Annotated in this window: 17 protein-coding genes and 8 pseudogenes; 8 read left to right on the top strand and 17 right to left on the bottom strand. The window is 66.3% G+C overall.

The window, feature by feature from the left end:
• Window positions 1–101: 101 nt before the first annotated feature.
• Window positions 102–254 (top strand): annotated as a pseudogene (locus tag OG985_RS44880) (hypothetical protein); the annotation flags it as partial.
• Between the two features lie 78 nt (window positions 255–332).
• Here OG985_RS44880 and OG985_RS44875 read toward each other — a convergent pair.
• Window positions 333–519: pseudogene (locus tag OG985_RS44875) on the bottom strand (IS1380 family transposase); the annotation flags it as partial.
• Window positions 520–825: 306 nt separating this feature from the next.
• Here OG985_RS44875 and OG985_RS44870 point away from each other — a divergent pair.
• A complete protein-coding gene (locus tag OG985_RS44870; RefSeq protein WP_371674143.1) occupies window positions 826–1968 on the top strand; it encodes an ISAs1 family transposase in 1143 nt (380 codons plus the stop codon).
• Window positions 1969–2147: 179 nt separating this feature from the next.
• Here OG985_RS44870 and OG985_RS44865 read toward each other — a convergent pair whose 3' ends face one another.
• Together OG985_RS44865 and OG985_RS44860 are read right to left on the bottom strand one after the other, a co-directional pair.
• Entirely contained in the window at window positions 2148–3530 is a 1383-nt protein-coding gene (locus OG985_RS44865; RefSeq protein WP_371674142.1) for a ferric reductase-like transmembrane domain-containing protein, read from the bottom strand.
• Between the two features lie 78 nt (window positions 3531–3608).
• A pseudogene (locus tag OG985_RS44860) lies at window positions 3609–4949 on the bottom strand (NF041680 family putative transposase); the annotation flags it as partial.
• Window positions 4950–5142: 193 nt separating this feature from the next.
• On the opposite strand from OG985_RS44860, the gene OG985_RS44855 reads away from it, so the two are divergent.
• Window positions 5143–5682: a winged helix-turn-helix domain-containing protein gene (locus tag OG985_RS44855; RefSeq protein WP_371674141.1), complete on the top strand. Its 540-nt coding sequence runs from the start codon at window positions 5143–5145 to the stop codon at window positions 5680–5682.
• A 185-nt stretch (window positions 5683–5867) separates the two neighbouring features.
• Here the strand turns inward: OG985_RS44855 and OG985_RS44850 are convergent.
• Both OG985_RS44850 and OG985_RS44845 read right to left on the bottom strand, forming a co-directional pair.
• Window positions 5868–7111 (bottom strand): annotated as a pseudogene (locus OG985_RS44850) (IS110 family transposase).
• A 357-nt stretch (window positions 7112–7468) separates the two neighbouring features.
• Window positions 7469–8952: pseudogene (locus tag OG985_RS44845) on the bottom strand (transposase).
• 79 nt (window positions 8953–9031) lie between these two features.
• Between OG985_RS44845 and OG985_RS44840 the strand changes: the two are divergent.
• A complete protein-coding gene (locus tag OG985_RS44840) occupies window positions 9032–9586 on the top strand; it encodes an IS630 family transposase (protein ID WP_371674140.1) in 555 nt (184 codons plus the stop codon).
• A 103-nt stretch (window positions 9587–9689) separates the two neighbouring features.
• On the opposite strand, the gene OG985_RS44835 is transcribed toward OG985_RS44840, so the two are convergent.
• From OG985_RS44835 to OG985_RS44825, 3 genes are all read right to left on the bottom strand, one after another.
• Window positions 9690–10196 (bottom strand): sigma-70 family RNA polymerase sigma factor, encoded by a 507-nt coding sequence (locus OG985_RS44835; protein ID WP_371674691.1) that lies wholly within the window; start codon window positions 10194–10196, stop codon window positions 9690–9692.
• A 390-nt stretch (window positions 10197–10586) separates the two neighbouring features.
• Complete coding sequence (locus tag OG985_RS44830; RefSeq protein WP_371666606.1) at window positions 10587–11189, bottom strand: transposase; 603 nt, start codon at window positions 11187–11189, stop codon at window positions 10587–10589.
• Complete coding sequence (locus OG985_RS44825) at window positions 11114–11656, bottom strand: winged helix-turn-helix domain-containing protein (RefSeq protein ID WP_371666607.1); 543 nt, start codon at window positions 11654–11656, stop codon at window positions 11114–11116. Before OG985_RS44825 ends, OG985_RS44830 begins: the two co-directional genes overlap by 76 nt.
• A 457-nt stretch (window positions 11657–12113) precedes the next feature.
• On the opposite strand from OG985_RS44825, the pseudogene OG985_RS44820 reads away from it, so the two are divergent.
• From OG985_RS44820 to OG985_RS44810, 3 genes and pseudogenes are all read left to right on the top strand, one after another.
• A pseudogene (locus OG985_RS44820) lies at window positions 12114–12443 on the top strand (transposase); the annotation flags it as partial.
• A gap of 84 nt (window positions 12444–12527) precedes the next feature.
• The gene (locus tag OG985_RS44815; protein ID WP_371666527.1) at window positions 12528–13823 is read left to right on the top strand and encodes an ISAs1 family transposase; all 1296 of its coding nucleotides are present in this window, start codon (window positions 12528–12530) and stop codon (window positions 13821–13823) included.
• A gap of 397 nt (window positions 13824–14220) precedes the next feature.
• The gene (locus OG985_RS44810; protein WP_371674139.1) at window positions 14221–14697 is read left to right on the top strand and encodes a Rieske 2Fe-2S domain-containing protein; all 477 of its coding nucleotides are present in this window, start codon (window positions 14221–14223) and stop codon (window positions 14695–14697) included.
• A gap of 793 nt (window positions 14698–15490) precedes the next feature.
• Here the strand turns inward: OG985_RS44810 and OG985_RS44805 are convergent.
• From OG985_RS44805 to OG985_RS44795, 3 genes are read right to left on the bottom strand one after another with little or no spacing between them, the layout of a single operon-like run.
• A complete protein-coding gene (locus tag OG985_RS44805) occupies window positions 15491–16093 on the bottom strand; it encodes a transposase (RefSeq protein ID WP_371666606.1) in 603 nt (200 codons plus the stop codon).
• Entirely contained in the window at window positions 16018–16560 is a 543-nt protein-coding gene (locus tag OG985_RS44800) for a winged helix-turn-helix domain-containing protein (RefSeq protein ID WP_371666607.1), read from the bottom strand. Before OG985_RS44800 ends, OG985_RS44805 begins: the two co-directional genes overlap by 76 nt.
• A 56-nt stretch (window positions 16561–16616) precedes the next feature.
• A complete protein-coding gene (locus tag OG985_RS44795) occupies window positions 16617–16817 on the bottom strand; it encodes a hypothetical protein (RefSeq protein ID WP_371674138.1) in 201 nt (66 codons plus the stop codon).
• 1643 nt (window positions 16818–18460) lie between these two features.
• Here OG985_RS44795 and OG985_RS44790 point away from each other — a divergent pair.
• On the top strand, window positions 18461–18661 hold the full coding sequence (locus OG985_RS44790) for a transposase (protein ID WP_371674137.1): 201 nt from the start codon (window positions 18461–18463) through the stop codon (window positions 18659–18661).
• A 701-nt stretch (window positions 18662–19362) separates the two neighbouring features.
• On the opposite strand, the pseudogene OG985_RS44785 reads toward OG985_RS44790, so the two are convergent.
• The 6 genes and pseudogenes from OG985_RS44785 to OG985_RS44760 all read right to left on the bottom strand — a co-directional run.
• Window positions 19363–19464: pseudogene (locus OG985_RS44785) on the bottom strand (transposase); the annotation flags it as partial.
• Window positions 19465–19661: 197 nt separating this feature from the next.
• Window positions 19662–19841 carry a transposase gene (locus tag OG985_RS44780; RefSeq protein WP_371674690.1) on the bottom strand — a complete coding sequence of 60 codons (180 nt, stop codon included), beginning with the start codon at window positions 19839–19841 and terminating at the stop codon, window positions 19662–19664.
• Between the two features lie 207 nt (window positions 19842–20048).
• Window positions 20049–21229, bottom strand: a protein-coding gene (locus OG985_RS44775; protein WP_371666478.1) for an IS3 family transposase whose coding sequence is annotated in 2 segments (ribosomal slippage) — window positions 20049–20965 and window positions 20965–21229 — 1182 coding nt in all. Because the reading frame shifts where the segments join, the coding sequence is not laid out codon by codon here.
• Entirely contained in the window at window positions 21213–21710 is a 498-nt protein-coding gene (locus OG985_RS44770) for a transposase (RefSeq protein ID WP_371674689.1), read from the bottom strand. Before OG985_RS44770 ends, OG985_RS44775 begins: the two co-directional genes overlap by 17 nt.
• A gap of 215 nt (window positions 21711–21925) precedes the next feature.
• A pseudogene (locus tag OG985_RS44765) lies at window positions 21926–22817 on the bottom strand (helix-turn-helix domain-containing protein); the annotation flags it as partial.
• 42 nt (window positions 22818–22859) lie between these two features.
• Window positions 22860–23225 carry a S26 family signal peptidase gene (locus OG985_RS44760; protein ID WP_371674136.1) on the bottom strand — a complete coding sequence of 122 codons (366 nt, stop codon included), beginning with the start codon at window positions 23223–23225 and terminating at the stop codon, window positions 22860–22862.
• Window positions 23226–23914: the final 689 nt, after the last annotated feature.

Below are 23914 nucleotides of genomic sequence, written 5' to 3'. Positions count from 1 at the left end.
CTTGAAGGCCTCCTCGGCTGCATGCCGCTGCCGGTGCGTGCCGGGGTACGGGCGGCTGTCGGCGTCCTCGACGTTTACGCCCTGTTTAGCCGGGGCGACGCATCGTCACAGGCGCCACAGTTCAGCGGATCCTGGCCGACTCCGACCGGCTCGGCGGCCCGCGCGCCACTGGTGCGCTCGCGCGACGTCAGGACAGCGAAGAAGTTGGGGTTTTCGTCCCACTCGTGGTTGTCGCCGCGGGCGCGCTGCAGTCACCGCCGTTGCTGCGGCGCTCTGGACTCGGCGGGCATCCCCGCCTCGGGCGCAACCTCAGCGAAATTGAGCAACAGAGTCGCCGCGGCGAGGGCATCGATGAGACGCGGGACCGTGGAGTCGGACGCCACCGGGCCGAACACATTGGGCTCGGCCCGCAGCATGGCGACATCGGCGAGGCGGAGCCGTCGCGAGCGCGACATCCAGCAGGACCTTGCCTGGGTCATGCACTGTCCGCGGCTTGCGCCACGGCGCCAATGCCATCGATTTGCAGCCAACAGGACCCTAGATAAGTCCCATCGTTGCACGTCAGAAGACTCTTCGCTTATTTGAACAAGACATGGACGAGCGCGCTCATGAAAGCCCGAGGCTAATGGGCAACATCTTCTTGTCGGCATCGGTTTCCTGGGTGTCGGTGGGGACGCTGGGGGCAGGGCGATTGCAAGTCGTGGTGATCTCTCGGATGCGCATGTCACGGCGGTGTGACGATGCTGGTCGGGTGCGCGACCGGACGCAACGAAGCTCCGTTGTGGGGGTGACCTTCCCAAGTCGCCGTCCCGCAACGGAGCTTCGATGTGCCGTCAGTCTGCCACCGTCTGTCTGGTCAAGTCGCCCACCCGTCAGCACCGTGTGATCGGCCCGCTGGCCGGGCGGCTGCGGGCACTTGCCGATCCGCGGTACCGGCGCGGGAAGCGTCACCCTTTCGTGGCAGTGCTGCTGATCGCCTGCTCCGCCGTGGTCACCGGTGCGAGGAGTTTCGTGGCGATCAGCGAGTGGGCGGCCGAGGCCCCGCAGGATGTCCTGGCCCGGCTCGGTGCCCGTACCGCGACCGACCTGTCCGTACGTGTCCCGCCCAGCGGCGCGACCATCCGTCGGGTCGTCAAGGACACCTGCCCCGGCGGCCTGGCCGACCTCCTCGGCCATGACCCGGCCGGCACCGACACCCTGGCCCTGGACGGCAAGAGCGCCCGCGGCTCGCGCCACGGCACCACCCCGGCCGCGCACCTGCTGGCCGCGATGACCGGCACCGGGATGACCGTCACCCAGCTCCGGGTTCCGGAAAAGACCAACGAAATCACCTGCTTCGCCGCCCTGCTGGACCCCTTTGACCTGCAGGGTGTCACCGTGACCGGCGATGCTCTGCACACCCAGCGCGAGCACGCCCGCTTCCTCGTCGACGTCAAGAAGGCGCACTACGCCTTCACCATGAAGCGGAACCAGAAGAACCTCTACGAGCAGCTGCGGACCCTGCCCTGGGAGCAGGCGGCGGCGAAGTTCTACGACCGCACCACCGGCCACGGACGTAAGGAGACCCGGGTCGTGCAGGCCCTGACCGTCACCGACCTCGGCGTCGACTTCCCCCACGCCGCCCAGGCCGTACGCCACCGCACCGACACCAAGACCGGCAAGCAGAGCCGGGAAACGGTCTACGTCATCACCGACCTGACCAGCCGCCAGGCATCTCCCGAACGGATCGCAACGATCTTGAGGGCGCACTGGGTGATCGAAAACAGGCTCCACTTCGTCCGCGACACCGCCTTCCGCGAAGACGCCTCCAAGATCCGCACCGGGCACAGCCCGGAGAACATGGCCACCCTCCGCAGCTTCGCCATCAACCAACTCCGCGACGCCGGCCACACCAACATCGCCGCCGGACTCCGCACCACAGCCCTCCGCCCCTACGAGCGGCCACTGGCCCTACCCGGCCTCAACTGACCTGCGCGACACACGATCGAAGGACTTTGCAATCGCCCTGAGCCCCACACCCAGACTGACAGCCGGCAAAAGCTCGCAGAACGCCCACTAAAGGTGCCGTGACAGTCGCCCTCAATGCAGCGTCCGAATGGCTCGCACCGCGTAGAGGGCGCGGCAGATGTGCTCGCGCAGCTCGTTGCCTACAGATCGAACCGCTCTTGATGGATGCGGCGGGCAGAGACTCCTGCACCGCGCAGCGCCTCGTACACCGATTGGGCGAAGCCGGGCGGACCACACATGAAGATATCGTGGTTCGCTATGTCCGGGATCTTGAGCGTCAGGAACTCCGCAGAGATGTTGGGCCTCTCGCCCTTAGGGCCGTTGACCTCGTACATCAAGCGGGCACCACGCTCCGAGGCGATCTGCTGTAGCTCGTCCCACAGTGCCAAGTCGCCGGTGCTGCTGGCTCGGTAGAGTAGGGCTATGTCACCGGCTGCGCCGGGCAGTGTCTCGAACAAGGTCCGTATTGGCGTGATGCCTACGCCGCCGGCGATAAGCAACACCTTTTCCTTGCTGCGGCGGGCGGCTGTGAGCGAACCGTACGGCCCCTCGGCCCATACTCGGACGCCGGGTCGCAACTCGCGCAGTCGGGCACTGTGAGCGCCCACCCCCTTCACAGTGATCCGCAGCAGGTCCGGGCGGGGTATCGCCGACAGAGAATACGGGTGCGAGCTAAACCGCATGCCTGGTGTGAGGAACCGCCAGCGGAAAAACTGCCCCGCTTCCGCGCCCAGCCGATGCAGCTTGTTGCCGCTGATCAGCACGGAGACGATACCCGGCGCCTCCTCGATTACGGCCTCAACTCGCAAATGATGGCGCAGGTTCAGCCAGACGGGGGTGAGGATGCGGTACCACACAACAAGGGTTGTGACAGCACCGTACAACAGATACCAGCATTTCTTCGCGGCTGACTCGACGGCGAAGTCGTTACCGACAGCGATCTGGTGCCAGAACGTCAAGAATACTGCAGCATATGTAAGCAGGTGGACGTGATACCACATGTCGTAAGGCAGTCGGCGACGGATCCCATTAATCGAGGTGAGACCAATGAGCACGAGAGAACCAGTCCCGATAGCAGCCTTTCCCATGTCCGGCAATTGGTTGATGGTTTCGCTCATCTGATGAACGATGTCTCCGAGCGACTTGCCAGCCTGGAGAGAGTAAGCCCACATGGTGAGGAAAACATGTGCGACGACTAGGCAAAGAGTGTAACGGCCGGACATAGCATGCCACCGCGATACTCGATCGGAGCCGACGCGGCGTTCCAACGCAGGCACACGCGCCATCTGCAGCACGACGAGGGCCGTCAAATAGCCAGCGAGTAGACCCGTGATCCGGCCTGCGTTGAGCAGGAGACTGTTGATGCCGGGAATGGACTGCGTGTTGTGCCACCACAGCCACAGCACTCCCACCGCGCCAGCCCATGCGGCGAGCAGCAAGGGGACTGCGGGTGAACGACCCTGGCGGATGTGACGCAACGTCTGTCGACGGGCGGCACGTCCGCCAGCGAGGGGGGCGGTCATGTTTCCTCCAACAATCGGGGTGGGCCCACGCTAACTAGACGCGCTATGTGCGATGGCAAGCATGAGCAGGTACTACTTCTTTGAGTCGACCGGTCGGCCTGGACCGGCCTCGCCAGCTTTCGGTGCGCCGGTCGGTTGAGGTGTTTTCCCGCGGAGGCGGCGAAATCCTCGACGGACGCGGGCAGGGGTGAGGCGGCCCGACTTCGCAGGGCGCTCCCAGAGCTTGCGGAGGTCTTCCCACAAGGGGCGAGCGAGGCGGAGTTGGGCATGGGCGGCAAGAACGAGCCAGGTCCAGCGGTCGGCAGCGGCCGGTGTCCGCAGCTTTGGCGCGGTCCATCCCAGCGTCTGTTTGAACAGCCGGAAGGTATGTTCAAGATCGAATCTTCGCAGGAACGACCGCCAGAGCCGGTCAACGTCTGCGGCCGTGGCATCGACGCCCGACCACCACAACCACACCGGCTTGGGGTCGCGGTCCCCGGGCAGGTGGTCGACCTGCAGCCGGATGACCGTGCCCGGGATGACCAGGAGATCTCCGGCCGGGTGGTCGGCCCAGGCCGAGCGCCGGCTCAGCAGCGGGTGCAGCCGGTCCCAGGACCGGGCGACGGCCCGCCCGTAGCGGCTGGTCGCGCTGGTGGTGGTGTGGCCCGGCACGGGCCAGGTGCTCTCGTCCTCGAACTTGAACTCCGCCCCGCGCTTGGGCTTCCTGCCGACTTTGCCCGGCGGCTGCGGCGGGGCGGGAAGTACAGGACCCGGTCCGAACGCAGCCGGCCGAGCAGTTCCACCGGCAGGTCGGCCAGCAAGAACGCCAGCCGGACCACGTCGTAGCCAGCGTCGAGGACGATGAGGACCGGCAGATCGCCGTCCTTCCAGTGTCCGACCGCGCGCAGCCGCTCGACCACCTCGCGCAGCTGCTCGGCGGTCACCGCGGTCTCGTCGTCGCATGGCCCGATCCGGACCGCATCCAGCAGCGCGGTCCAGGACGTGCGGCCCGGCTCCAGGGCGGCGACGACGGAGTACGGCCAGCCGGGATCATCTGGGCCGAGCCTTTACCGCGCCCGTAGGTGTGGCAGAACAGCCGCTCTGCGCTGGTGGCCGCGTCCGGCCGTTGTGCTGACATCCGCTGCCGGCATGATCCGTCCGTCGGCCGTGCGCGGCAGCGGCAGCGGCAGCGTTCTGCGCAGCCGTGCCACATCCAGCCGCCCCTGATTCAAGGCGCCGTACAGGGCTCCGTGCCCACGCCGGTGCTCGGGCGCCAGGGACAGGTCGGCCAGCGTCTTGACCGGCCCGTCCTGCACAGCAGGGCGTCGGTCAGCTCAAACAGGGCGTCCGCGCGTGCGGGCAGGCAGGCGTAGAAGTCGGTCCAGAACCGGGACAACACGGTCAGGACTCGACGCGGGCGGCATCATGCAGCAGACTCACCCCAACGGCCTTTGTTGTGATCAATGTCGACTTCAGCGAGAAGACATGATCACGCAAAGGCCGCTCTGCTGTCGGCAGAGCGGCGAAGCCCGGCGTCAGCTCAACGAGCTGACCCCGGGCGGACGTTACTGACCTTTGCGGCGTGATGTCGTTGGGGGCTGACGATGTGTGATCGTCGCGGTATGCCGGTGGTGTGAGATATCCGCAGGGTGGTGGGCTGACGCCTGGACGGCAGGCGTTTCGCGAGCGGATCCGGCTGGAGGCCGCGGAGCGATTCGCTGCGGGCGCTTCCAACGCCCAGGTCGCCAAGGACTTACGGGTGAGTGTGCGCTCGGTGCAGCGCTGGCGCCGATTCTGGCACGACGCCGGCACCGAGGGGCTGCGGTCTGCCGGACCGGTGTCACGGCCCAAGCTGAGTGAGGCCCTGTTCACCGTGCTCGAGCAGGAGCTTGCCAAAGGGCCGGTCGCGCACGGCTGGCCGGACCAGACCTGGACGCTGGCGCGGATCAAGACGCTGATCGGGCGCCGGTTCCACAAGAGCATGACGCTGTCGGCGATCGCGCAGATGCTGCACCGGCACGGCTTCAGCCACCAGGTCCCGGCCCGCCGCGCCATCGAGCGCGACGAGGAGGCCGTAGCGGGCTGGGTGAAGGAGGCCTGGCCGCAGGTGGAAGGTCCGTGGCGGTGCTCGACGCCTGGCTGTGCTTCGAAGACGAAGCCGGCTTCTCGATGACGCCGCCCACCGCACGGACCTGGGCCCGGCGCGGACACACACCCGTCACCCGGGTCCGGGGACGCTCCCAGCGCCGCTTCTCCATCGCCGCTCTGACGCGTAAATAGCAGCAGGTCAGGGTGGGGGTAGGCAGGGCTGGGTGCCCGGTGGCTGTGGCGCTCGCCGGGTGTCTGGGTGCGGGTCGGTCAGGCCGCGCCTTCCAGCGGGTTGAGGGTGACGGTGTAGCCGAGCTGATTGAGCGCACTGATCGCGCGGCGGGTGGCGCGTTCGGGGTCGCGCTGGGCGAAGTAGGTGCCGCCGAGCTCGTGGTAGGTGACGTTGTCGGTGAGCATGTGCCAGATCGCGGTGATGATCGAGTGCTCGACGGCGACCAAGGCTCGCATCGGGCCGCGGCGGGCGGTGAGCCGCTTGTAACGGGCCTGCAGGTAGGTGTCCTTGGTTCTCACCGCGCCGAGTGCGGCGAGTCCGAGGGCGCCTTTGAGATAGGGATGCCGGGTCGGACTTTGGTGCTCTTGGTTCGGCCGGCGGACTCGTGGTGGCCTGGGCAGACGCCGGCCCAGGACGCGAGGTGCCTGGCGGAGGCGAACCGGCTCATGTCCCCGCCGGTCTCCGCGATGATCACCTCGGCGACGGCCCGGTTGATCCCGGGGATGGTGTCGAGGAGGTCGAGCGAGGGACGAAAGGGAGCCATCGCCCCCTCGATCCGCTCGTCCAGCTGCCGGATCGCGTCGGTGAGCTGGTCGTAGTGGTCCAGGTGCAGCCGGGCCAGGAAGGCATGGTGGCTGCGGAAGCGTCCGGTCAGCGCCTCGGTCAGCTCGGGGATCTTGTTGCGGAGCTTGCGTTTGGCCAGCTCCGCGAGGACCTGCGGGCCGCGTTCCCCGCCGATGAGGGCTTCGAGCATGGCCCGGCCAGAGACCCCCATGATGTCGGAGGCGACCGCGGACAGCTTGATCCCGGTGTCCTCCAGCAGCTTCTCCAGCCGCTGCACGATCTGGCCGCGCTCGCGGGTCATCTGGGTGCGAGCCCGGGTCAGGTCTCGCAGCTCGCGCACCGGCTGGGGCGGCACGAACGAGGCCCGCACCAGGCCATGCGCACCGAGCTGGGCCAGCCAGGCCGCATCCGAGACGTCCGTCTTGCGGCCGGGCAGGTTCTTGACCTGCCGCGCGTTGACCAGGATCACGTTCAACTCCCCGGCCAGAAGGTAGTAGAAGGGCTTCCAGTAGTCCGACGTCGCCTCGATCACGACCAGGGTGACCTCGGCGGCGAGCAGGTGATCGCGCAGGGCGAGCACCGCGTTCGTCGTCGAACCCCACGTCGTGGTCTCGGTCGCGAAGGCCCCCCGCCGCTTGGTACTCGGGGTGCGGACACACGCCTTGGCATCCTTCTTGCTGATGTCCACACCGGCGCAGCGCTCGTGCAGCACATCCACGTCCCTGTCCCTCCCTCAACGGCCGAGTGGTACGCCGTTCCGGGGGGACCAAGGTGAATCAGGAATTCTGACGCACGTGCTCGCAGCAACACTCCACGGTTCCCGTGGACGGCCCCCAGCACCACGCTGACCTGCGAGCTCACCGGCATCACAGAGCATTCGGTTTCGGCCGGAACGAACCCCACCAGCGTCCCGTAGCGGTATCAGCCCGCGTCAGAGGCAGACGGAAGCACCCCAGCGCGCGCCACAGGATTTACCACGCCCCCGGCGCGCACCGACGGTGCGCTGGACCGCTGACCTGCTACAAGAACGGTGAACGCTCACGCCTGATCTACGACCCTGATGGTTAATTCGGGGTCAAGCCGCGAGGGCGAGTTCGAGGCGGGCGAGGTGGCTGGTCCTGGTCCGGTCCATGGGGTGGCCGTTCCACCAGGCGTGGAGTCGGATGAGGTTGAGAGCGACGGCCGAGTAGACGTGCTCGAGGTGCGTCCGGGCCAGGCCGCGGTAGCGGGCACGGCGGTGCCGGTGACCGCGACGGCCTGGCGGATGGTGCCCTCGACGCCTGCTCGTCGTCGGTATTCGTGCTGCCAGTCACGGGTGGCCTGGGCGAGGCGGGCGGTGTGCTGGAGCTCGTGGAGTTGGCGGGGCAGGACGGTGAGCTGCCGGTATCCGGCCTTCGAGGTGGTGCGCCGGCCCCGGGCCGGGCACGGCTGGCAGGTGGTCTTGGCGAACTTGATGACCACGGCGTCGGTGCCGCGCTGGGTGCAGGGGCTCCAGGACGAGCTGGTGCGGCCCTGCGGGCAGACGGCGTTCTGCTGTTCGAAGTCGATGGCGAACGCGGCCCGGTCGTAGCCGGCACCGGCTCTGGCCTGGGGCGAGCAGTCGCCCAACAGCGGGCTGATCAGCACGGTGCCGAAGTCCTTGAGCGAGGAGGCGACAAGCGCCGCGGAGGGATAGCCGGAGTCGACGTAGTGCTCGCCCGGAGCCAGTTTCCGGCCGGCCAGGGTCTGGTGGATCGGCTCGGTCATCGACGCGTCCGGCACGGTGGCATCGGTCGTGGCCACGTTCGTGACCAGGTTCGGGGCGCGGTTGTCGCCATCATCGTCGTCACAGGTCTCGGACAGGTGGATCTTGTATCCCAGCCAGAACAAGTCCTCGCCCTTGGCCGCCCAGCGGGCGTCGGTGTCGTACGGAGAGCCGAGACGGACTCTGGCCGGCGGGAGACCGTCCTCGTCCGCCGCCCGCCGCCGCACCTCCCGTCCTCTGGGGGTGTCGGTGACCTGGTAGTTCTGCACCAGTACGGTCCGCAAGACCTGCACCGCGGGCAGCTCGCGCAGCCATCCCGGCACGTCGGCGCGGTAGACCGCTTCCAGCAGTGTGACCGCATCCGTTCCGAACGCGACGGCCAGGTCGGCGCGCTTGGACGCGGTGACGGGCAGCCGCCAGGAACCGACCCGGGCCGCATAACGCCTGGACCATGGTTCGACGTCCACGACCGTGGCGAGCCAGCCCGGTGCCGCGGCCGCAAGCGCCTCCAGCACGGCCCGCACACTCTCACCGGCCAACTCCAGGCGGTTCATGTCCCGCACCGCGCTGATCACGTGAGTGGAGTCTGTCCGCTGCTTCCCGCCCGGCTTGACCAGGCCCTTCTCCTTCAACGCGGCCAGCAGCAGGTCCAAGGCCCGCTCCTCCAGGCCGTGCTCGACCACCCGGGTGCGGAACTCCGACAACACCGACGCGTCGAACCCCTCGTCCGCCAGGCCGAGCCCGAGCGCGTATTTCCAGGTGAGGTCCTTGCGGGCGGCATCGGCGGCCTGCCGGTCGGTGAGGTTCTCCACCATCTGCAGCACCGTGACCAGCGCCAGCAGGCCCGGCGAGAGTGCCGGTCGGCCCCGTGCACCGAACGCACCGGAGAACTCCGTGTCCGGGAACACCTCGGGCAACTGGTCCCGGATCGCCACCGCGAGCGGCGGCTCCTTACGCGCGTATATCTTCCGCACCGCCGCAGCGATCTCCGGCGACGGTTCCGGCCACGACCGCGGCGACATCGACAAAACGAGCCCCTCCCCGGCCGGACCCTCCCGGCACAGGAGGAGCCTGCCCACCCACTCCCACCAGCACCCTCAGCCGCACGAATTAACCATCAGGGTCATCTACCGGCCCAAACGGCATCTCGATCACAAACGCGGCGGCAGACGCAGCTTCACCTGGACCGACTACCGCGACCTGCTCATCGCCGCACACCAGCAGCTCGGCGCACCCATTGTGCTCGTGTGGGACAACCTCAACGTCCACAAGGACCGCCGACTGCGGGAGTTCATCAACACCCCCAACACCACCTTCACCGACCCAGACCACCTCATCAGCACGCTCCGGCGCGGTCTCCGCCAGATCCAGTACCGCAGCAACCTCATCAACGGATGCCGCGTCGAAACCGGACTCACCTTGACGACATCACGGCGACAACGTCAGTAAACGCCAAGTTGAGCCGCACGACCCCGCAGCTTGCAATCGCGCCGAGTAGTCGTACAGAGCAGCGCATCTATCCGACATGGTCAATATATCTCTTCCGGGCGTTTCATTCGGCATCACGCAATAGCTCGTACGTCAAACCTCGCTCTTCGAGTGCAAGCTTCAGGGAACGCAGGGCATAAAAGGTGCGAGAACGCACAGTACCAGCCGGTATTCCGAGTGATTTGGCGACGTCCACGGGCCTAGCGCTTTTGAAATATGTCTCAGCGAGGATGCGCTGATGCGCAGGGGAAATAGCGGCGAGAGCGTCGGACAGTACAGCTAGCAGCAAGATGCGATTGTTGTCGTCTGCTGCACGCTGGTTTTCCAAAGGCTTCGAGCCAACCTCATGTAGCGTCTGCCGACTACGGAAGTCGTCAATGACGATACGCCGAGCAACGGTTACCAGCCACGGCCGCAAGGACGAGATTTCTGGATGAAGATGACTTTTATGGTTCCATGCGCGAATCATTGTCTCCTGCACCACATCTTCAGCGCGTTGTCGGTCCCCAGCCACCAAGCGAAGCACGAATGCCGCAAGTGCGGCAGCGTGTTGCCCGTACAGACGGACCATGAAGTCTGCACCAGAATCACCCGTTCGAACTGCATTCGCGTCGTATTGAGATGCAGTTGCACTAGCTTCGAGCGCCATGGCACTCGCTCCTTTCTGGCAGTTGTGTAGGCAGCGATACGGTCCGGTGAAAGGCGTCGCAGCTCCATACGTGCCCATAGAGTGCATGAACGTCTTTTCGCGCACTAGGCGCCGGACTTACCTCTTCTCCGCCACTGAAGAAGGGAGGGGAATGAATCAAGTAGATCCTGGTGCATACCTGTTACCTACACAGCTTTATACCATTTGAGTAATCTTCACTTGATCACCTCCGTGACCTGGAACGGATGAGTAAACTGTACTCACTCTACGAGTGTCCTTGATCGACTAGCTAGAGATCTTCAATCGCCGAGGTTACGGCGGTTGGAAGTCGAGGCCGGTCTTGGCGATGAGGCCGTCGATGAGGCCAGGGCGGTACTGCATCCGTTTGAGCCGGTTCTTCACCAGCGTGGTGAGCTGGTCGAGGCTGTGTTTGGTGAGGTTGGCCAGGGACCGCTTCAGGTGCGACCACACGCCCTCGACCGGGTTGAACTCGGGCGCGTACGCGGGGAGTTGGTAAACGGTCAGCCATAATCGGGCGTCGATCAGCTCCCGCATGGTGCGGCTGACGTGCGTGTTCAGATTGTCCCAGACCAGGACGATCGGGCCGCCGAGTTGCTGGTGTGCGGCGTCGAGCAGGCGAGCGTAGTCGGTCTCGGTGAAGCCCTTGCGCCGGCCTTTGGCGGGGCCGCGGTCGAGATGAATGCGGTAGATCAGCCGGGCCCGGTGGCCGGACTTGGTGCAGATCAGTGCCGCCATGGAGATGCGCTTGGTGCCCGCCGCGGTGACGCGCACGACGGGCGTGTGGCCTCGTCGGCCCCAGGTTCGGCCTTTGGGCGGCCTCAGCCCCTGGCCAGCTTCGTCCTCGAAGCAGAGCCAGGCGCCCAGGTCCGCCGCCGTCTTTTTATGACGGGCCACTGCTCGTCCTTCCAGGCGGCGACCTTCGCCTCGTCGCGCTCGGTGGCCTTGCGGGAGGGGACCTGCACGCTCCAGCCGATGCGGTGCAGCAGCAGGTCCATCCCGGCCAGGGTGTACTCCACGCCGAACCGTCGGCGCACGACCTCGGCGATCCTCGCCAGAGTCCAGCACTGGTCGCTCCAGCCGGCGGCGGCCGGCCCAGCGTCCAACACCGCTTCCAGCGCACGCAGTTGGCGCGCATCAAGCTTGCAGCGGGCACCGCCCGGGCCCTTGGAGACCAGTGCCTGCCGACCACCCGAAGCCAACCCCCGACGCCAGCGGTTCGCTGACATCCGGGTCACCCTGAACCGCCGGGCCACCTCCCGGTCACTGGCCCCCGCCTCGATCAGATCAGCGGCCGCCAACCGGACCCGCTCACGCCGAACCCGCTCCTCAGCCGTCAGCCCTCCGCCATCGGGATACCTCATCCCTCCGGCATAGCGCGGCCTACGACAGCCGTCACGACCCCACGTAACCCACACCCTTAAAGATCTCTAGGCGGAGCGCAATGCTCGGGCGTCTCGGCTCGCAGCATCCTTTACTGACTTCGGCATTTTAGGTTCAATCGGGTCTGTCCAGAGCGTCAGGGCTGATTCAAAGTCTGGTTGATCATGTTGCGGTGCAGGTCAGGGGTAGTCCGAGCAGGTCGAGTGGGCGGGTGAACGGCGTGTAGGAGATTCTCGGAGTCCGGCGGCGATGCTGCGGTGTCGGCGTCGCGGAGGGTGTTGATGGTTGCGCAGAGTGGCCATGTTCTCCGGTCCGTGCCCGGTCCGGATCTTGGATGCGTCCTCGGCCGAGGAGGTGATGGCCCTCAACGAGCAGATCCGCAAGATGGGCAAGCTCATCGAGGCCCGGTTTCGCGAACATGAGTTAGCCGACATCATTCTGGAGGCCCGTCACCGCGGGCATGCCACCGTCGAGGACCAGATCGGGTGCGGCAAGACCACCGGCTTCGGCCGCTTCCCCTCCCGCGACTTTCACATCAACACCGCCTGGCTCGAACTCAGCCTCAAGGCGATCGACCTGCTGGCCTGGACACGCATCCTGCTGCTGGCCGGCGAACTCGCGCCTGCCCAGCCGAAAAAGCTCCGCTACCGGCTGCTGCACGTCGCCGCCCGTCTCACCTGCGGCGGCCGCCGTCTGTGCTTGCGGATATCAGCTACCTGGCCCCAGGGCCCCGGCGAGTGCCTGGATCGTCCCGGTCTGGGGTGTTGATCTCGGTGGTGGGCCCCGGAAGCAGGTGAACACGGCACCTGTGGATCATGTAGTTCTCTACGCTGCAAGATCCACGAAGGTGCCGTGTTCGTTTCTCCATCATCCCTTGTCGCTGTCCCCGTGCCTTGTGCGCCCTGCCTGGAAGCCCTCGGCGAGGGTGCCGCCAAGGAGCAAGTGCGCTGCCTGGTCGCCGAGTTCGAGTCGGTCACCGATCCGAGAGGGGCTTGCGGAGTGCGGTACCGGCTCTCCTCGCTGCTGGCCCTGGTGGTCTGCGCGATGACCCCGTCCGGCCACGACTCGATCACCGCGGCGGCGGAGTGGTGCCGACGTGCGGCGCCGGAGGAACTGGCCGCCTTCGGCCTGCCCTACCACCCACTCCTTGGCCGCTACCGGGTGCCGAGCGAGAAAACCCTGCGCAGCGTCCTGGGGCGACTCGATCCCGGTGAGATCGGCGCGGCCGGTTACGACTACCTTCGGCCTCTGCTGTCCGCACAGCCCCGCCGGCCGGAGCCGGTGATGCCCGACGGTGGCACCGAACGTGAACAGCGCCGGGCTCACCGGGCGGCCGCCCGCGCCGAGCCGGTACGGCTCCGGCGGCGGGCGATCGCGGTGGACGGCAAGTGCCTGCGCGGCGCGAGGCGCCCGGACGGCAGCCGCGTCTTCGTCCTGTCCGCCGTCCGTCACGGCGACGGTGTCACTCTCGCCTCCCGCGAGATCGGCGCGAAGACCAACGAAATCCCCGAGTTCGCACCTCTCCTCGACCAGATCGACGACGCGGATCTCACGGGGGTGGTCGTTACCGCCGATGCCCTCCACGCCCAACGCGACCACGCCATCTACCTGCGCGAACGCGGCGCTCACTACCTGCTGACCATCAAGAACAACCAGCGCGGCCAGGCCCGTCAACTCCACGCCCTGCCCTGGAAGGAGATCCCTGTGATCCACCGCGACGACGCCCGGGGCCACGGCCGTCACGAGCAGCGGCTCGTGCAGGTCGTCACCGTCGAGGGCCTGCTCTTCCCGCACGCGGCCCAGGTCCTGCGGATCCAGCGCCGACGCCGTCTCTACGGGGCGAAAAAATGGTCCAGCGAGACCGTCTACGCCATCACCGACCTGCCCGCCGAGGAAGCGAACGCAGCCGAGATCGCGTCCTGGGCTCGCGGGCACTGGACCGTGGAAAATACCGTCCACTGGTGTCGAGATGTCACTTTCAACGAGGACAAGTCCCAGGTCAGAACCCGCAACGCGCCCGCCGTACTCGCTACCCTCCGCGACCTGATCCGCAGCGCGCTCAAGCTCGCCGGCTACGTCAACACCGCCGCCGGACGACGAGCCCACACCGAGCGCCCCCGCGTCCTCGCCCTCTACGGCATCACATAACCAAACCGGACGATCCAGGCACACGCCGGGGCCCTGTACCTGGCCCAGGCGACACGAACTCGCCACGGCTTTCCACCGACTCGCCGCACTACCCCGCCCGGCCAGCTGACCGGAAAGCCCTGACCGCCCACGACCAGCCCACGACCCGAAAGACTCTGGAGAACCCGACCCCCGCGCCGGGCCTCCGCCATGCCCGAGCACCGAATCGCGCCGACCCCTTCAACCGCTGCCCCTCAGCGACGCCTCATCACCCAAACCGAAACGGCGAGGCTAGGTATTACTTACTCGGGTGCTCGCGTGGCTTGGCTGTAAGGGTGTGAGTGCTGTTCCGTTAACGATCATTACGTGCCGTGGTGGTTGCCTCTGCGGCCTTTGTGTTGAGAATGAGGGCTGTCCTATGGATGCTGATGTTCAGGCTGACGATTGTGGCGCGGGTCTGGGTCCTGTGGAGCGGCCTACTCGGCGGCGAATTGTTGTGGCAGGGGTGAGCGTAGGTGGCGCGGCCGTGCTGGCGTGCGCAGGGTGCTCGTCGAAGCCTAAGGAGAAGAGTCCAGTCCGTCCTGAAATTCACAGGGAGGCGGTGTCGGGCGATAGACTGGCGAGCCTGGACGATGTACCTAAGGGGGGCGGGTTGGTGGTGGAGTCGGCGTCCGTGGTACTGACCAGGTCAGCGGAGGGTGTTGTCGCCGCGTTCTCGGCGGTGTGCACGCATGCTGGCTGCAAAGTATCGGAGGTGGCAGAGGGGAAGATTAACTGCCCATGTCACGGAAGTCAGTTTGATGCCTGGTCGGGGCATGCGACGGCTGGGCCTGCGAAGAAGCCGCTGCTTAAACTCAAAGTTATTGTGGAGGACGGTGCAGTTCTCCTCAGTTAAGCATCTCGGGCTGCCTACCTTTGCTTTATGACGCGGGTTCTGTAAGGACACCACGGTGGCCACCGATTCACTTTTACTGCGTTCAGCTGCCAGCTCTCCGCGCACACCGGCCTGGTCCTCACCAGGGAGACGAGGTGGTGTTCGTCGACATCGACTCCAAGGTCAAGCAGGTCTACGGCCCAGCCAGGCAGGGCGCCTGCTTTGGCTACACCAAGCAGCGTGGCCTGCACTTGCAGATGGTCACGGTCAAGACGGGCACCTGCGGCGCCGGTGATCGAGGCAAACGAGGCTGCGCAAGGGCTCGGGCAACTCCGGCAAGAGTGCGGCGAGTTTGCTGCGCGAGGCCCTGGCCACCTTGCGGGAGATGGGCATCATCGCGTAGATCATCGTCCGCGCCGGCTCCGCGTACTTCTGCTATGAGGCCGTCGACGTCTACCGCAAGGTCGGCGCACGGTTTTCGCTCTTGGTCGCGGTCGCGGTCGCGGTCAAGAAGACGATCCGCGAGGCCATCGCGGGCATCGCCGAGGACGCCTGGACGCCGATCCGGTACACCGCCGCCGTGTAGGGAGGACGAAGAGGAGGAACGCCGGATCTCCGACGCCGCCCCCTTCACCGCGCTCAACAGCAAGAAGAAGGCGTTCCACGCCACCGCCCGGCTGATCGTGCGCCGCTGTATGAGGTTCCCCCGGGATGTGGAGTGTGTTGACAGAGGGTCAGATAGGACTCACGAGAGGACCTATGACCATGGCTGTCTCCCAGGAAATACTCGTCTAGAGATCTTCAATCGCCGAGGTTACGGCGGTTGGAAGTCGAGGCCGGTCTTGGCGATGAGGCCGTCGATGAGGCCAGGGCGGTACTGCATCCGTTTGAGCCGGTTCTTCACCAGCGTGGTGAGCTGGTCGAGGCTGTGTTTGGTGAGGTTGGCCAGGGACCGCTTCAGGTGCGACCACACGCCCTCGACCGGGTTGAACTCGGGCGCGTACGCGGGGAGTTGGTAAACGGTCAGCCATAATCGGGCGTCGATCAGCTCCCGCATGGTGCGGCTGACGTGCGTGTTCAGATTGTCCCAGACCAGGACGATCGGGCCGCCGAGTTGCTGGTGTGCGGCGTCGAGCAGGCGAGCGTAGTCGGTCTCGGTGAAGCCCTTGCGCCGGCCTTTGGCGGGGCCGCGGTCGAGATGAATGCGGTAGATCAGCCGGGCCCGGTGGCCGGACTTGGTGCAGATCAGTGCCGCCATGGAGATGCGCTTGGTGCCCGCCGCGGTGACGCGCACGACGGGCGTGTGGCCTCGTCGGCCCCAGGTTCGGCCTTTGGGCGGCCTCAGCCCCTGGCCAGCTTCGTCCTCGAAGCAGAGCCAGGCGCCCAGGTCCGCCGCCGTCTTTTTATGACGGGCCACTGCTCGTCCTTCCAGGCGGCGACCTTCGCCTCGTCGCGCTCGGTGGCCTTGCGGGAGGGGACCTGCACGCTCCAGCCGATGCGGTGCAGCAGCAGGTCCATCCCGGCCAGGGTGTACTCCACGCCGAACCGTCGGCGCACGACCTCGGCGATCCTCGCCAGAGTCCAGCACTGGTCGCTCCAGCCGGCGGCGGCCGGCCCAGCGTCCAACACCGCTTCCAGCGCACGCAGTTGGCGCGCATCAAGCTTGCAGCGGGCACCGCCCGGGCCCTTGGAGACCAGTGCCTGCCGACCACCCGAAGCCAACCCCCGACGCCAGCGGTTCGCTGACATCCGGGTCACCCTGAACCGCCGGGCCACCTCCCGGTCACTGGCCCCCGCCTCGATCAGATCAGCGGCCGCCAACCGGACCCGCTCACGCCGAACCCGCTCCTCAGCCGTCAGCCCTCCGCCATCGGGATACCTCATCCCTCCGGCATAGCGCGGCCTACGACAGCCGTCACGACCCCACGTAACCCACACCCTTAAAGATCTCTAGTGACGGGGATGGCCGAGGGGGAGCCGGAGTCGAGGTAGTGCCCGGCGAGAGACAGTCCCCGTGCGGCGAGCGCGTCCTGGATCGGAGCGGTCGCCTTCACGTCGGGAACGGCCGCCATCCTGGTCAGCACATCCGTGATCAGGTTCACCGTCCGGGCCTGCGGCTTCTTCCGCATCTCTTCCGACATCTGCTTCTGCTTCTGCTTCTGCTTCTGCTTCTGCTTCTGCTTCTGCTTCTGCTTCTGCTTCTGCTTCTGCTTCTGCTTCTGCTGCAGTGTCGCAGGTCTCGGTGAAGGTGGACCTTGTAGCCCAGCCAGAAGAGGTCCTCGCCCTTGGCCGCCCAGCGCGCGTCGGCGTCGTAGGGCGAGGCGGGGCGGAGTTGACCGGGCGGGACGCCGTCCGCGTCCGCATGTGTCGACGCCGACCGGACCAGGACCTGCCGTATCAAGACGACCGGTTCGATCTTCCGCAGCCAGTCCGGGGTGCCATAAGCCCAGACCGCCCGGCACAGGCCCAGCGCGTCCTGCCCGAACACCACAGCGAGCCGTTCCCGCTTGGTCTTCGAGGCTGGCAGCGTCAAGCCCTCGACCCGCTACCCGTAACGGTGGGCGATTTCGGGCACGTCCACCACGCCGGCCAGCCAGGACGGGGCAGCCGCTGAGAGAGCCTCAAGTGCGGTCGCATGGGTGAGGTATGTTCAGGTGGCGGCAGCCATGCTGGAGAGTGCGGCGGACTTGCAGGAGGTGGGCAGTCGTAGCAGGGTCGTGCCCGGCGCGTTTGGCTTGGGCAACTGCTGTTCCAATTTCGCCAACCGTGTTGCGTACTGTAACCACCAAGTGCGGGATCCAGAATTGGTAGGTGTGTCGGTCGACTGCAGGGTGGAGACGGATGTAGGTGCGGTGGCGGGCGTGGACCAGCCATTGGCGGGCCGGGAGGCCACGGGTGATGGGCAGCAGTCCTCGCTCGGTGGCATCAACCAGTCGTAGCTGCCAGTGACGGGCCTGATGTCCCGGCAGGCGGGCAATGTCCTCATGAAAGGCCAGGAGGGCCTCTATCAGTAGACCCGCCCACCGGCGCTGCAAGTCCGAATGACTGGGCATGTGTCCGGGACTGCCGCCTGCTTGCTGAGCGGTTCGCCACAACGGGTTGCGGACATGGCAGTCCAAGGGACATGGTCCGCGTTCTGTTGCAGTGCAGCCAATCTTGCCCCCAGGCCGGACGCCTGCCGGGCCAGTCATGCCGTCTGCCAGTCGTCGCATAGGGACACCGCGGAGGCCTGTGCCGTCTGTTTGAGGCACCAGGCCATCCGCTCAGTGAGAAGCTCTGGGTACTCCCCAGCCCGGCGGGCGGCCGCTCCCGCACATCCGGCGAGCACGTCCGCCTGGTGGGCCAGCTCTCCTGCCACCGCTGCGCATGGTGTCTGGATAGGGAGCTGGCCTTGCGATTGCAGCGGCGGGCAGAACAGCGCCTGAGCCCATGCTGGGACCACGTCCATGGATGTTGATCCGGCCGAGATTTGTTCAGTCTTGCCCATCAAACCCACATTCCTGCAGTGGTGGCTCGCCCAGTTCGCACCGGTCAATTGGTGCAACCCGGGGCCCTTGTATCCCACACTCCATCGCGCTCTGGCGAACACCATGAGTAGCAGGTGCTCATCCAAGCCAGCACGTACCGAAGCCCAAAGCGCCCTCCCCACGAGTAGCCGCGCTGAAATGCGTCAACACGGCGATCATGTTTGAGCGTGGTGACCCGCGAGGGCGAGACCTCCCCCTGAGTGGTGGACACGCTGATACAAGATCGGCTTGATCCGGAGGAAGCGAGAAGACCGCCGATGGCGATGAAGGACTACTCGGACGAGTTCAAGGCGGATGCCGTGACCCTGTACGAGTCCACACCCGGGGCGACCTACAAGAGCATCGCCACTGACCTGGGCGTCAGCCGGGCGACCCTGCGTGAGTGGGTGCTGCGGGACCGTGAACGCCGCAGCTGCGAAGCCGGCCGCCCCACGTCGGGAGGCGGCGCCGTCCGCTGATTCGGACGAGCGGGTGCGGCAGCTGGAGGCCTGGGTGGCGGAACTCGAGGCGGGTGATGTCGGCGTACTCCTTCAGACCGACCGGCGAGTGGGGGTTGCCTGACGGCTGGACGCTCGGCGGCGGCACCTTCGGGATCAGCAACGAGGGTGCCGCCTCACCATCCCGCCCACGGAGGGCGCATGACGTCCCCAACCCCCGCCCCCGCCCGTCCGGTCGGTTCCGAACCGTGGACGCCGCCCTTGGACGACGAAGCGCTACGGCGACGTTCCGGCGCAGGAAGCCGTTCGATGCAGACGCTCTCCTTGAGGACGCCTGCAAGATCCCAGACGAGGCGGCACCACCCCCGGACGGCCTCGGCACACCCGCCTCCCGGCAGCGCGGCCATCCCCATCCGGCTCGCCGAGACCGGCGCGGCCGCGCCCAAGCCACCAGCACGACGAGCGGGCCGGCCCTGTTGGTCAGGCGAGCCGCAAGGTGCGCGCACAGGAGATACCGGACAGCGGTACGCCGTCGGGCACGTGCGCCGAACGGCCTGGGCAGTCAACGAGGTCGCCGAGCCGCAGGCGAGGACGCGGCCCCCGACAACCTGATCCTCCTCCCCCACCCGGGCGGCCGCCTCCATCTGCACTATGCCGACGAAGACCCCCGCGACCGCGCCCTGCGCGGCGTCCTATGGGCGCGCTGCTCCTTAAACCCTCCCGTTCAGCCAGGAGGAGTTGGTCGGCGTGTAGGCGATCTCATCGATGTTCGCCGTGGCCCAGGTGCCGACCCGCTGGCACTTCTTCGTGGTCAGGTGCGGGGAGGAGAAGCCCCGGATATTCGTCAAGCCGCAGAGGGAAGTTGGCCGGTGGCCAGAGGCTGGATGTGCCGGTAGAGCTCGCGGGCGGCCTACCGCTTCAGGCACCGGGTGATCTCGCGCTTGGACATGCCCTCGGCGGGGCGTCGCTGCAGGTACTTCTGGGTGCGTTCGTCCCAGCGTATGCGGGTCATCACGATGGGTTAGAGGACAGCATTGGCTTGGCGGTTGCCTCCGCGGTTCAGGCGCCGTCGTTGTGCCTTACCGGAGGACTGCTCGACCGGGCTGACGCAGCACAGAGCGGCGAAGGATGCCTCGTCAGTGATCCGGTCAGGGTTGTCACCTGCGGCGCTGTCGGGTCCGACGCCGAACAGGTCCAGCATCTGGGGCCGGCGAGCACGGACGGCCCTGGTGGTGCGCCGGGTGAGCTCTTTGACCTCATCGGACAGGTGCTGGACTCTGCTGGCGAGCAGGCGCATCGTGAAGACGGCCTCGCCCCGGTCATCGGCATCGAGGGCCGCACAGGTGGCGACCAGTGCAGGATTACTGAGGGGCCTCGCGTTTTCCGGACAGGCTTCTGACCGTTTATTTCACGCGGCGATTCGCAACTTCTCGTACTCGGCATGGACTTCGCGTGGAGGGCGGTACCCCACCGCCGAGTGGAGGCGTTTGCGATTGTACCAGAATTCGATGTAGCGAGTGATGTCCTGCCGGGCGACCTCGCGGGTCAGGTAAGTCACCCTTGATACGCGCTCGTTCTTCAGGGCGCCGAAGAATGATTCGGCCATGGCGTTGTCGAAACAGATCCCGGTGCGGCCGGCAGATCTGCGGAGCCCGAACCGGTTTAGCGTCCTCCCGAACTCGGCTGACATGTAGTTACTTCCGCGATCCGAGTGAAATATCGCGTCGGCCGAGAGGTTCCTGTTCCGTGCCGCGTTACGGATCGCCTTGGATATCAGTGGGGTTTGGTAGTGGTCGTCCATCGCGTAACCGATGACTTCCTTCGTGCAGCAGTCGATTACCGTCGCGAGGTACAGCCAGCCTTCCCCGGTCCCGATATAAGTAATGTCACCGACGAGCTTTTCGCCGGGTGCGTCCGCGGTGAAGTTGCGGCCGACGAGGTCCGGCACTTGGCCGGCCGCGGCCTTGGTGAGGTTGAACCTCTTCGGCTGTGGCTGGCAGGACTCAAGTCCCAGCTCGCGCATCAGGCGGCGGACCAGTTCCAGGCCGACGCTGATGCCCCAGCGGTGCAGCTGGGCTTGGATGCGACGGTGGCCGTAGGTGCTGTCGGAAATGTCGAAGGCTTTCTTGATGAGCAGTTTCAGTTCCTCGCGCCGCTGTGCCGTCGCGGATTCCGGGCGGGATCGCCAGTCGTAGTAGCCGGATCTGGAGACGCCGAGTCTGCCGCACATGAACTCGACGCTGTATGCGCACTCCGCAGTGTCGAGCCGCATCTCATCGATGAACTCGTACTTGCTTGCTACCGGGGATCCTTCGCGAAGTACGCCGCGCATTTTTTCAGGAAGGAGTTTTCCATCTCCAGCTCACGGTTCCGCCGTTCGAGTTCCTTCAGGCGTACCCGCTCGTTCACCGTCAATTCTGCATCGGGAGCCGGTTCCTGCTGCTTCTGGTGCTTCTTCACCCAGCCGCGTAGCGTCTCCGAGTTCAGCTCAAGCTCCCGGGCAACTTCGGAGATCGTCTTGCTTGACCTCAACGCGATCTGGACTGCTTCCTCACGGAACTCCGGCGAGTACTTACTGGGTGGCGGCACTTCTTCCTCGTTTCCTGTTCAGGACAACCCTATTGGGTCCCTGTCCGGAAACTTCGGGGCCCCTCATACTCAGTGCGGTGAGCAGCTCGCGCAGATCCGGGTCGATGGCCAGCGGGAGGGCCTTGAGCTGGTTCAGCGCCTGGGTGCGAGCCTTGACAGCCGACTCCTTGGCCAGTCGCAGGACCCGCATGTCCGCCGCCGGGCCCTCCGCGCTCTTCGGCACGGTGGTTGCGCGTCCGGACAGCACCGCGCGGGCGGCCGCGTCCGCGTCGACCGCGTCTGTCTTCCCGCGCTTACGCGGGGTAGCACGGTCGGGCTGGTTGATTTCGACGACGTCGATGCCTTCCCGGCGCAGTGACCGGGTGAGAGCGGTGCCGTAAGATCCGGTGCACTCGACACCCGCCCGGTGCAGGACGCCGAACGACCTTCCCCAGAGCAGCAGTTGGCGGTATCCAACGGCAGTCCCGGGACCGCTGCGCAGGCAACGTCGACTGGGGCATGCTGGTGACGGTCACGAGGCTCCCTTGGACTGGGTCTGGTGGCTGACACCGGTCCGGTGGGCGGTCAGAACTGTGACGGTGCTTTGTGCAGCAAAGCCCCTATCGGGACGTTCACCGGGCCGGCGACAGTACGCACCGCAGGGGGCTGGAGCGGACAGCTCTACTCCAAGGCAGCTGTGGCCAGTTGTCGCACGGGCCAGGCTCCGGCCCCCTGCGGTACACCGTGATCCTCACAGTTGTCGCAGACGATCGCGATACGGACCTTGTCCGGGTAGAGGGTGCGCAGGTAGCGGCAGAACTCCAGGAACTGCGTCCGCCGCTTGACCGGCTTGATGTGGCTGCAGAGCTTGTCCTTGGCCAGGTCCAGGGCGGCGAACAGGTGCCGTGCTCCGCCGTAGCGGTTGTAGGTCGCCCGCCGCCTGCGGCGCGGCTCACGGTCGGGGTCCTTGTGCCTGCCGCCTTGCTCGGCCCACTGCCGCCCGGGGTGCGGCATCAGTTGAGTGGCCCGGAACTCATCCAGGCAGAAGACGGCTTCGGGCTCGCCGTCGTCGGCGATGACCTCACCGTCGGCGATTGCGTAGAGGTGCTCGACGCGGGCCCTTTTGGCTGCGTAGTCCGAATCGCGGGAGGTCTTCCGGGTCCTCAGGCGTTGAAAGGAGACGCCCTCCTCGCGGAGCAGAAGGCTCAGGCCCTCGTGGCTGATGTCCTCGACCACCCCCTCGGCGACCAGGGAATCGGCCAGTTTGGTCAGGCTCCAAGTCGAGAACGGCAGGTCATGCTCGGTCGGCTTGGACTCGGCGGTCTTCTTGATCTCGCGGCGCTCGGGCAGCGTGAAGGTCTTCGGCCGGCCACCGGGGTACTTGGGGTAGAGCGAGTCGAAGCCGTCGGCATAGAAGTTGTGGATGACGTCGCGGACCCGGTCGTCACTGGTGAACGACACCTCGGCGATCCTCGCGACCGACATGCCCTGAGCGGACCATCTGCACGCGCCGCCAGGTCACCACGGAACCTGTGCCTCTGCGGACTATCCGCAGTAACCGCCGGCCCTCGTCCTCACCGATCTCGCGAACACGCACTCGTTCTGCCATCCGCATAGCTTGGCGGCGCCCGATGCCGCCGGAACGTCAGGTTCAGGAGGAGTCGTTGGAGTCGGCCGCGAGCATCTTGCCCTCGATTCCTGACCGGGTTACGCCGTCGACTGCTACACAGATACCAAAGACACGATCGTGGCTGGTCCAGACGTTGACGCGGCCACGGTTATTGCTGATCTGCACCCGCTTCCTGGCGAGGTCCACGGACGATACCAAGTGCAAGTAGACCGTACCGGCGACACGGGCGAGGACGACGTCTCCGACCTGCAACTTCGACGGGTCGACCGGAGCAACGACCACCTGCTGGCGACTGCGTATCAGCGGGACCATCGAGGAGCCGCTGGGCCGGAACGTCACGGTGGCCCCGCCAGCAATCCTGCCTGCCACTGCATCCAATATACCCATCCGGTGATCGTGGCAGATCCCCCCGCATAACCCCATCGGTTTACTTCTCCATACTCCACCAGCGAGGCGAACTTTGCCGATGCCCGACTGGGCGGCTACGGTCCCGACTCGCCCTGCCGTCTGGTCGTGGCCACCACTGACCTATCCGGCCTGCCGGAGAAGGCCACCTGGTACCTGGCCACGAACCTGCCCCATCCCGACGCACCCCACGCCGCCACCAGCCCGCATCCGCCGGCCGACCTCGCCGAGATCGTCCGCCTCTACGGCCTGCGGCCCGAGCTTGGAGTCCTTATCGTCCCACACCGCGAAGGACTCGTCCTTCAGCTGGGCGGGTTGAGCAGGAGCCGTTCGAGTCCTGTGCCGATCTTCGTGGCGACAAAGACGTAGCGCGTGGGCAGCTCGTAGGTGCCGAGGATCTTCGCGACGAAGATCTTCACCATCTCTGGGAAGGCGTGCGTCTGATTGCCCGAGTGGCTTGAGGTGGTGCTTGCACTGGTAGCAGTGCCACTCGCCGGCGGTGCCTTGCTCGGACAGACAGGCTGCGACGTCCGCTCCGCGGTCGCCGGCGCCACCCATCCGCTGGACCCGGACGTAGGGGCGGCCAGACCACGTACCGAACTGGTGGACCCACTCCACGGTGAAGTCCTCCCAGTCGTCCGCGTCGTAAATGTACTGCAGGTACACCTGAG

The sequence above is a fragment of the Streptomyces sp. NBC_00289 genome (assembly GCF_041435115.1).
Taxonomy (GTDB): Bacteria; Actinomycetota; Actinomycetes; order Streptomycetales; family Streptomycetaceae; genus Streptomyces.
The sequence above is the reverse complement of the archived record's forward strand: the minus strand, read 5'-3'. Positions and strand labels throughout refer to the sequence as shown.